7 protein-coding genes are annotated in these 9,333 nt (G+C 69.8%); 5 read left to right on the forward strand and 2 right to left on the reverse strand.

Going from position 1 to position 9,333, the window contains the following annotated elements:
• Window positions 1–212 precede the first annotated feature (212 nt).
• Entirely contained in the window at window positions 213–3,032 is a 2,820-nt protein-coding gene (locus ABNT58_RS10230; RefSeq protein WP_348753378.1) for a diguanylate cyclase, read from the forward strand.
• Window positions 3,033–3,062: 30 nt separating this feature from the next.
• Here the strand turns inward: ABNT58_RS10230 and ABNT58_RS10235 are convergent, their stop codons facing one another.
• Window positions 3,063–3,542 (reverse strand): Lrp/AsnC family transcriptional regulator, encoded by a 480-nt coding sequence (locus ABNT58_RS10235; protein ID WP_348753379.1) that lies wholly within the window; start codon window positions 3,540–3,542, stop codon window positions 3,063–3,065.
• Between the two features lie 151 nt (window positions 3,543–3,693).
• Between ABNT58_RS10235 and ABNT58_RS10240 the strand changes: the two genes are divergently transcribed.
• Window positions 3,694–4,476 carry a transporter substrate-binding domain-containing protein gene (locus tag ABNT58_RS10240; RefSeq protein ID WP_348753380.1) on the forward strand — a complete coding sequence of 261 codons (783 nt, stop codon included), beginning with the start codon at window positions 3,694–3,696 and terminating at the stop codon, window positions 4,474–4,476.
• Window positions 4,477–4,493: 17 nt separating this feature from the next.
• Here ABNT58_RS10240 and ABNT58_RS10245 read toward each other — a convergent pair whose 3' ends face one another.
• Window positions 4,494–5,141: a YitT family protein gene (locus ABNT58_RS10245; RefSeq protein WP_348753381.1), complete on the reverse strand. Its 648-nt coding sequence runs from the start codon at window positions 5,139–5,141 to the stop codon at window positions 4,494–4,496.
• A 231-nt stretch (window positions 5,142–5,372) separates the two neighbouring features.
• Between ABNT58_RS10245 and ABNT58_RS10250 the strand changes: the two genes are divergently transcribed.
• From ABNT58_RS10250 to ABNT58_RS10260, 3 genes are all read left to right on the forward strand, one after another.
• The gene (locus tag ABNT58_RS10250; RefSeq protein ID WP_348753382.1) at window positions 5,373–5,885 is read left to right on the forward strand and encodes a hypothetical protein; all 513 of its coding nucleotides are present in this window, start codon (window positions 5,373–5,375) and stop codon (window positions 5,883–5,885) included.
• A gap of 2 nt (window positions 5,886–5,887) precedes the next feature.
• Window positions 5,888–7,915, forward strand: a complete 2,028-nt coding sequence (locus tag ABNT58_RS10255; RefSeq protein ID WP_348753383.1) for an alkaline phosphatase — start codon at window positions 5,888–5,890, stop codon at window positions 7,913–7,915.
• Between the two features lie 96 nt (window positions 7,916–8,011).
• Window positions 8,012–9,333, forward strand: a 1,322-nt coding sequence (locus ABNT58_RS10260) for a methyl-accepting chemotaxis protein (RefSeq protein ID WP_348753384.1), incomplete at its 3' end; no start/stop codon positions are given.

The following is a 9,333-nucleotide window of genomic DNA, read 5'->3' on the forward strand; positions in this document are numbered from 1 at the left end:
CCCCTGCCCTGCTGGCTGGCGGTGCACCGAGAGATCCGCGGCAACCCGCTGGTGCGCCGCGCCTTCGACTTCCTGGCCGAGGCGATTCCGCGCGAGCTGGCGGCCTGGCGAGCACGGGCTGGATGAACGGCTGACCGCCCCCAAGCACTGGCCTGCACCGGGGGCTTGTAGCATCGCCGCCTTTGCAGGACGGCGCTTGCGCCTGGTGGGCGATGGACGACCTTTTGATGCAGTGCGACGCAGCGCTGGCCCGGGGCAGGATCGACGAGGCAAGGCTTCTGGCGGAACAGCTGCTGCGGCGGCTGGAACACGAGGAACCGACGCCGGAGGCGGCGCCCGCGCTGCTGCGCCTGGCCTATTGCGACGTGGCGCAATCGCGCCACCCGCAGGCGCATGCGCGTGCAGCGCAAGTGGTGCGGGCGGCGGGCAGGGGCGGACTGCCCGCGCTGGAGGTCGAAGGCCTGTCGCTGCTGACCCGCACGGCCAGTGTGCTGGGCCGCGTGGTGGAGTCGGTGGAAAGCGGACTGCTGGCCACCCGCCTGGCCGATGGCATCCCGACCGGTGCCTGGACGGTGCAGGCCTACACCGCGCTGGGCTTTGCGCTGGGCTGCGCCCGTGCCCACGACGATGCGCAGCAGGCATTCCACAGCGCTGCCCGGCTGGCTGAACAGCAGCTGGCCGCGGCGGCGCAGCTGGAGGTGTGCGTCGCACGCGCCTGGGTGCAGGCCATGCGCTGCTTCGACGAAGGCCGCCCCGCCGAACTCAGCCAGGTGCCGTCGCCGCTCGACGCGCTGGCGGCGGGTTCGCTTGCGCTGCAGGACCCGCTCACCCCTGGTGCCGCCGCCACCCTGCGACCATCGGGTCTGCTGGTTCGCGGCCTGCTGCAAGTGTGGTCGGGCCGGGTCGACGACGCACGCGCGCTGCTGGCGCAGGGCAGCGCGCCCGCACCGGCTTCGCTGGGCTGGATACAGGCGGCCTACAGCTGGCTGGCCGCCGAGGTGGCGTTGGCGGACCAGTCGCTGGAAGTGGCCGCGATGCATGCCGCCCGCATGGCGGCCCTGTCGGCCGAAGTGGGCTATCTGCCGCTGCAATGCATGGGCCACGAGCTGGCAGCAACCATCTACCAGCGCCAGGGCAACCTCGCGCTGGCGGTGGCTGAGCGTGAACGCCAGCTGCGCTGCGAACGGCGCGTCCGCGCCCACAACCTGCAAGGCCGCTCCGAGATGGCCGACTTGCGGCTGCAGGCGCGGCACGGCGATGAGCGCATCAAGCTGCTGGCCGACCAGTCGATGAAGTTCGAGCGCTGGGCGCATGAGGACGCACTGACCGGCATTGCCAACCTGCGGCGCTTCAACCAGTGCCTGGCCGAATGGTCGCAGGCCGGCGAAGCCACGGGCAGCCCCTTGTGCGTGGCGCTGATCGACGTCGACAACTTCCGCGACATCAACAACGGCTTTTCGTACGAGGTGGGCAACCAGGCCTTGCGCGGCATCGCCGAAGAGATGTCGGCCCACGTGCGTGCCACCGACCTGGCCGCGCGCTGGGGCGGCGACGAGTTCGCCATCCTCTTTCGCGACACCGACGTGGAGACCGCGCGCCAGATCGCGCTGCGGCTGCAGGACGCCGTGGCCCGGCACGACTGGGAGGCGGTGGCCGCGGGCCTGCGCGTCGGCATCTCGGTGGGCGTGACCGAGGCCCGGGTGGGCGACACCAAGGCCAGCTTGGTGGCGCGCAGCGAAGAGCTGATGTTCGCGCAGAAGCAGGCCCGCAAGCGCGCCGAGGCCGAGAAGGCCGTGGCCCCGCTGGTCTTGCGTACCGTCACCGACTGGCTGCGCCAGGCCCGGCGGGTGGTGCTGCTGGCCGGCCAGGGCAGCGGGCCGCATGGCGACTTCGGCGACCTCGCGCTGCTGCAGTCCGATCCGCAGGCATTTCGCCGGCAATGGACCGACTGGCGCCAGCAGATGCGCGGGCGCAAGCCCAGCGCCGCCCAGTTGGCACTGGTGGAACTGGCCCATGCCCTGCCGCAGGCGATGCTGGTGTCAGAGCGCGTGGATGGCCTGCTGGCCATGGCCGGGGCCGAGAACGAGGTGGCGCTGTATGGCAATGCCTTCAGGCGGCGCTGCATCGGCTGCGGCAAGACCAACCCCAGCACGGACGTGGAACGCTGCACCACCTGCGGCCGTGCGGCAGACGATGTGCGGCCCGACATGGTGCTGCCCGGCGAGCCGGTAGCCGAGGGGCTGCATGCGGCTGCGGCCCTGGCGATGAAGCGGGCCGACGTGATCCTGGTGCTGGACAGCGACGGCGCCATCCGCTCCACGCGATCGATGGTGGACGCCGCCACCGTGCGCGGGGCCAGGGTGGTGGTGCTGGGCCAGGAGCGGCACACCTGGGGCGCCATGGCAGACCTCACCATCGCCGCCCAACCCGAGGTGGTGCTGGCCGTGCTGCTGCAGCACTTGCAGCAGCCGCCGGCAGCCGCCTCCCCGTCCGATACGCCGTCGATCGGCAGCCTGAGCAAGGACGGATTCGCGGTGTTCTGCTTCCTCACCGGCCAACGCAGCGACAGCACCGGCGCCACGCTGGAACAGGCGCTGCAGTGGAAGGACTGGGAGCTGGCCAATCATCTGCGCACGGTGCCCTGGATGTTTCCGCTGACCACGCCCAGCAGCCTGGACCCCGCCGCCCCGGTGCCCACGCGCCACGATGGCGCGGTGCTGGGCGCCCAGGCCCCGGTGCGCGAAGGTCTCCTGGCCGCGCTGGCCCTGATGCTGCGCTTCTACGGCTTCGAATGGCGCGATGGTGAGGTAAAGCCCAGCGAAGACTGGCGCACCGGCTTCGCGACCTGGGCACCCACGCCCACGCACCACGACCTGCTGATCAGCCGCATGCTCGGTGCACTGAGTCTGATGGGCCTGCGGGCCGAGGCCCGCCAGGTGCTCAAGGCCTTCGAGACCGCGGCCCTGCACTACCGTGGCCCCGATGCGCATGACCCCCTGCGGCACTGGCGCCTGGCCGTGTTCGGCGCATGACGGGCGGTGGGCACACGCCCATCTGCCGCCCTACCCCGCCGCATCCTTCTCGAACCCCACCCCGTTCTCCTTCACCCGCTCCAGCACGACCGAGGTGCGCAGGTTGCTGACGCTGGCGCGCAGCGACGACAGCTGGGTGAGCAGCTGGCTCAGCTGGGCCAGGTCGGCCACCGCCACCTTGAGCAGGTAGTCGTAGTCGCCGGTGAGCTTGAACACGTCGCGCACCGCGGGCTCGTGCAGCACGAAGCGATTGAACGCGTCCACCGCCTTGTCGGTGTGGTTGAAGAGGCGCACCTCCACCATGCCCATCACCGGCGTGCCCTCGGCCTGCGGCGCCAGGTGCGCGTGGTAGCCCAGGATCAGGCCCGACTGTTCGAGCGCGATGCGGCGCCGGGAACACTGCGAAGGCGACAGGCCCACCAGATCGGCCAGCTCCTGGTTGGTCAGGCGGCCGTTGTCGCGCAGCAGTTGCAGCAGGCTGCGGTCATGGTCGTCGATGGTCACGGTCATGCTGGGGTAGGCCCGGTGGTGGGCGGGGAGCTGATTGGGGATGATTCGTCATCGGCGCACCTTGGCGTGCACGATGTGCGCTGTACAAGCATAAGACAGGCACAAAGCTTGCGAAAGTCCCCTGCTCTCATTCACCCATCACGGAGTCCCCATGCGTCCCCTGCTCGCCCTTGCCGCCGTCGCCCTGGCCACTGCAGCCGCCCTGTCGCCCGCCCACGCCGGTCCGCGGCTCGACCGCATCGTCGAATCGAAGACGCTGCGGGTGGGCACGCCCGGCGACTACCGGCCCTTCGCCATCACCGCGGGCACCGGCTATGAAGGCCACGACATCGACGTGATCGAGAAGATCGCCAAGGAACTGAACGTCAGCATCCAGTACGTGCCCACCTCGTGGCCCAACCTGGTGGCCGACCTCAAGGCCGACAAGTTCGACGTGGCGGTGGGCGGTATTACCCGCAACGTCACCCGCATCCGCCAGTTCGAGATGCTGCCGGGCTATGCGCCCTTCGGCAAAGTGGCGCTGGTGCGCACCGCCGATGCGGGCCGCTACCAGTCGCTGGCCGACATGGACCAGGCCAATGTGCGGGTGGTCAAGAACCCCGGCGGCACCAACGAGACCTTCGTGCTGGCCAACTTCCGCCAGGCCCAGGTGTCCACGCACCCGAAGAACGCCGAGATCCCTGGGCTGATCGCCGAGGGCAAGGGCGACGTGATGATCACCGAGACCTATGAAGCCCTGGTGTACGCCAAGGCCGACCCGCGGCTGACCGCCAAGTTCGTCGACAGCCCGCTGACGCCCAAGAACTTCCTGGGCTTCATGCTGCCCACCGACGATGCCGACTACACCCGCGTGATGCGTTTTGCGTGGGACCTGGTCGACCAGCGCGGCGGCCTGGAGCAGGCGCGGCAGCGCTGGCTGAGCACGGCGAAGTAAGGCCCCGGAGCAGGCCTTCAGGCCAGGTAGCGGTCGGGCCGGTGGTTCATTGCGATCAGCAGGTTGAGCACGACGGCCCCGCCCACCGAAGCCACGATCGACGGCCAGGGCACCAGCGCCGTCGATGCCAGGATGATCAGCAGGTCGATGGCCATCTGCACATGGCCGGCGCGGATGCCGTGGCGCTCCTGCAGGTACAGCGCCAGCAGGTTGAGGCCGCCCAGGCTGGCCTTGTGCCTGAACAGCACGATGAAGCCCAGCCCCATCAGCATGTTGCCCAGCAGCGCCGCGTAAAACGGGCTGATCTGCGCGATGCTGACGAAGCGCGGGTGCAGGTCGGTGCACACCGACAGCAGCGCCACGCAGCCAAAGGTCTTGAGCACCATGGCGCGGCCCATGCGCCGCCAGGCCAGGTAATAAAACGGCAGGTTCAGCAGGAAGAAGGCCACGCCGAACGAAAGGCCGGTGGCGTAGTGCAGCAAGAAGGCCAGCCCCGCCGTGCCACCGGTGACCGCATGCGACTGCTGCAGCAGCATCACCCCGAAGGCGATGACGAAGCAACCGGTGAACAGCGCCACCAGGTCTTCCTGCACGCTGTGGGGCACGCGTTCGATGGGCGTCGTTGCAGGGCGGGCGGGCAAGGCGGCGGGCGTGGGGGAGGACATGGCGTGCAGGCGGGAGTGGCGCACAAAACAAGCACAGATTGTCTCATGGTGAACGAATCGCGTGTTTTCGTGGGGCTACAGCGATCGTTTCGTGCATCCAACACCCCTGAAGGCCAGTCCGGGACTCAAGGGCGGCCTGAGCTGCGCGCCGGAGCCGGCGGTTTTCATGCCACCGACACGGTTTTGTCACAAACGCCGGCAAGCATTGCGGTTCTGACAACCCTGCCGCCCATGCATCACTTCGCCACCCTGGCCGCGCGTTGCCTGCTGGTTCTGGCCAGCAGCACCGCCGCCGCCGCCCCGCCCGCGCCGCAGGAATCAGCGCCGCCGCTGGCGCTTGCCTTCTCCGACTTCTTCGTGCAGCCCATCGGCCCGCGCGGTGTGCAGCCCACGCCGGAGTTGCTGGCGGCCGATGGCCAGCAGGTGCGGCTGGTGGGGCACATGGTGCAGCGCGAACAGCCGCAGCCCGGCCAGTTTCTGCTGACGCCGCGGCCGGTGACCATGGCCGAGCATGCCGATGGCGAGGCCGACGACCTGCCGGCGCATACCGTGACGGTGGTGCTGCCGCCGCCGCAACAGGGCCGCATCGTCGCCCATGTGCCGGGCCCGCTGGCCTTGACCGGTCGGCTGGCCTTCGGCCCCGCCGAAGACGCCACCGGCCGGGTGTCCTGGATTCGCCTGTACCTGCCCGACGACGCCCTGGCCCCCATGGCCTCGACCACCCCCGCCACCCACCGCCACTGACCATGAAACCTGCCCTCTGCCTGCTGGCGCTTGCCACCCTGGCCGCCCCGGCGCTGGCCGCGCCCACCGTCAGCCGCCTCACGCCGCCCAGCGAGCTGTTTGCCAGCGGCCGGCCCGAGCCGGTGATCGCCCGCTTCCTGCCGGGCCAGCGCTTCGACCTGCAGGCCACCGTCAGGCCCGACGCCGGCCAGAAGATCGTCGCCGCCCGCTTCATGATCGATGGCCGCCCGCTGGCCCAGCCGGTGGCGCTGCGCGATTGCGCCAGCGGCTGCACCAAGGGCCTGGCGGCCGAGACCGCCATCGCCAGCGTGCGTGCCGTCAGCGTGCAGGCCGCCGGCCGGCATGAGTTCAGCGTCGAAGCCACGCAGGCCGATGGCCAGCTGGTGACGGCCCGCGGCAACTTCGACGTGGTGCCCTTCACCGCCGCGCTGGGCCCCAAGGTCAAGAACATCATCATCCTGCTGGGCGACGGCATGGGCGCCTCGCAACGCACGGCCGCACGCATCGTGCACGGCTATGCGCAGGGCAAGGCGATGCAGCCGCTGGCGATGGACAGCTTTGCGGCCACCGGCCTGGTCAAGACGGCCTCGCTCAACTCCATCGTCACCGATTCGTCGCCGGGCATGACGTCCTACGTCAGCGGCAACAAGAACAACAACAACGAAGAAGGCGTGTTTCCCGACGACACCGTGGACGCCTTCGACAACCCGCGCATCGAGTACCTCAGCGAGTACCTGCACCGCACCCAGGGCAAGCAGCTGGGCATCGTGACCACCGCCGACGTGTTCGACGCCACGCCGGCCGGCAATGCGGTGCACACCAGCAACCGCGGCGCGGGCACCGGCATCGTCGACCAGTTCCTGGACGACCGCGGCCACACCGGCCTGGCGGTGCTGATGGGCGGCGGCCGCAAGTGGTTCCTGCCGGCCGGCACGCCCGGCTCGGCCCGCACCGACAGCAGCGACTACGCCTTCTCGGCCACCGACCCGCACACCGCCGAAATCGTGCGCCGCTGGGGGGTGGCGCCCGGCAGGCTGGACAAGGGCCGCGACCTGATCGGCGACTTCCAGCAGGCGGGCTTCCAGTACGCCGCCACCAAGACCGACCTCGACCGCGCCGATGCCGGCAAGCCCTTGCTGGGCCTGTTCGCGTTTTCCAACATGAACGTGGCGCTGGACAAGATCAACGGCCGGCGCGGCACCGACCGCAACGGCCTGGGCGGCGCCAGCGTGGTGGACGACTTCGGCCTGCCCGACCAGCCCATGCTGGACGAGATGGCCGCCAAGGCGCTGGACGTGCTCAAGCGCTCGCCCAAGGGCTTCGTGCTGATGGTCGAAGGTGCTTCCATCGACAAGCAGGCCCATGCGATGGACACCGAACGCTGGATGCTGGACACGCTGGAGTTCGACCGCGCGGTGCGGGTGGCGCAGGACTTTGCGGCCGAGCGCGGCGACACGCTGGTCATCGTCACCGCCGACCATGAATGCTCGGGCGCGGCGCTGATCGGCGGCTCGGTGGTGACCGACGCCAGGCTGGCCGAGCTGGCCGGCAGCAAGGGCGTGGCCAACCTGCGCAACAGCGTGGTGGGCACCTATGAGAAGGCGGGCTTTCCGCATTACCGCATCGCGGCCGACGGCTATCCGGAATCCACCGACATCGACTACCGGCTGCTGGTGGGTTACGGCGCCAACGCCGACCGTTACGAAGACTGGCGCACCAAGAAGACGCCGCAGCGCGACGTGCAGCAGCCCTTTGCCAACCAGACGCCGCTGAAGTGGTACCCCGCCAATGCGATGGAGCGCGACGACACGCTGGGCGACTTCATGGTCACCGGCCAGGTGCCCGGCGAGCAGGCGGTGCACACCGGCACCGACGTGCCGCTGTCGGCCTACGGCCCCGGCGCGCTGGCCTTCACCGGCGTGATCGACAACACCGACGTGTTCTTCAAGCTGGCGCAGGCCGCCGTCAAGGGCGTGGTGGCGCCGGCGGAAACCACCGGCGCCCTCAAGCCGGCACGGCCGAAGCGCTGAACGCGCGGCGACTGCAAAAACCACTTGATCCGGGCCCACCGCTGCCGAAACCCCTGCAGGGGGCGCGGTCGGTGCCCGTGGGAAGTGCAGTCGTCGATGTTCAAGAATCTCAGCTTCAACCGCAAGATCGCCACGCTGGTGGGTGTGTCGATCGCGGGCCTGGCCGCCTTGTCGGCCGCTTCGTTCCTCCAGCTGCGCAGCAGCATCATCGAGGGGCGCAAGGAACAGCTGGTGACCGCCGTCACCGCCACGCAGACCATGGTGGCCGGCTACCAGGAGCGCGCCGCCAAGGGCGCGATGACACTGGAAGAGGCGCAGAAAGCCGCCAAGGACGCCATCCGCCTGACCCGCTACGGCCAGGGCAACAAGGAATACGTGTTCGCCTGGTCCACCCAAGGCGTGGGCGTGGCCCATCCGCTGAAGGCGGAGTGGGAAGGCAAGCCGATGATCGGCAAGATCAAGGACAGCACCGGGCTGGACGTGATCGATGCGGTGGTCAACGGTGCCAACCGTGCACCGGATGGCAAGGCCTTCGTGCCGATGATGTTCCCGCGGCCGGGCCAGACCGAGCCGGTGCCCAAGCTGCAGTACGTGGCCACCGTCAAGGGCTGGGACTGGATCATCGGCTCGGGCCTGTACATGGACGACCTGGACGCCGAGGTGCGCGCCGCGCTGCTGCGCAGCCTGGCCGTCACCGGTGCGCTGCTGGCGGCCATCGGCGGCATCGGTTATGCGGTGGCCCGCAGCGTCATCCGCCAGATCGGGGGCGATCCGGCCGATGCGCTGGCCGCGATGAACGAAGTGGCCCGCGGCAACCTGGCCACGCAGGTGCGCACCCAGGTGCCGGGCAGCCTGCTGCATGGCCTGGGCACGATGATCGATGCGCTGCGCCACACGGTGAGCCAGGTGCGCCAGGCCACCGATTCCATCGCCACTGCGTCGGGCGAGATCGCCGAGGGCAACCACGACCTGTCGGCCCGCACCGAGCAGACCGCCTCCAACCTGCAGCAGACCGCGGCTTCGATGGAGGAGCTGACCGGCACCGTGACCCACACCTCCGACTCGGCGCGGCAGGCCAATGCGCTGGCCGAATCGGCCTCCACCGCCGCGGCCCAGGGCGGCAGCGTGGTGAGCCAGGTGGTGGCCACGATGGACGAGATCAGCGCCAGCTCGCGCAAGATCGCCGACATCATCGGCACCATCGACGGCATCGCCTTCCAGACCAACATCCTGGCGCTGAACGCGGCGGTGGAAGCGGCCCGCGCCGGCGAACAAGGCCGCGGCTTTGCGGTGGTGGCCGGCGAGGTGCGCACCCTGGCCCAGCGCAGCGCCGAGGCGGCCAAGGAAATCAAGAGCCTGATCGGCGCCAGCGTCGAGCGGGTGGAAAGCGGCTCGCAGCTGGTGACGCAGGCGGGCGC

Source organism: uncultured Aquincola sp., from assembly GCF_964001545.1.
Lineage (GTDB): Bacteria > Pseudomonadota > Gammaproteobacteria > Burkholderiales > Burkholderiaceae_C > Aquincola.

Excerpts from the sequence above, each read along its gene's own strand:
- ABNT58_RS10230 (WP_348753378.1), top strand. The coding sequence starts at position 213 with ATGGACGACCTTTTGATGCAGTGCGACGCAGCGCTGGCCCGGGGCAGG.
- ABNT58_RS10235 (WP_348753379.1), bottom strand. The coding sequence starts at position 3,542 with ATGACCGTGACCATCGACGACCATGACCGCAGCCTGCTGCAACTGCTG.
- ABNT58_RS10240 (WP_348753380.1), top strand. The coding sequence starts at position 3,694 with ATGCGTCCCCTGCTCGCCCTTGCCGCCGTCGCCCTGGCCACTGCAGCC.
- ABNT58_RS10255 (WP_348753383.1), top strand. The coding sequence starts at position 5,888 with ATGAAACCTGCCCTCTGCCTGCTGGCGCTTGCCACCCTGGCCGCCCCG.
- ABNT58_RS10250 (WP_348753382.1), top strand. The coding sequence starts at position 5,373 with ATGCATCACTTCGCCACCCTGGCCGCGCGTTGCCTGCTGGTTCTGGCC.
- ABNT58_RS10245 (WP_348753381.1), bottom strand. The coding sequence starts at position 5,141 with ATGTCCTCCCCCACGCCCGCCGCCTTGCCCGCCCGCCCTGCAACGACG.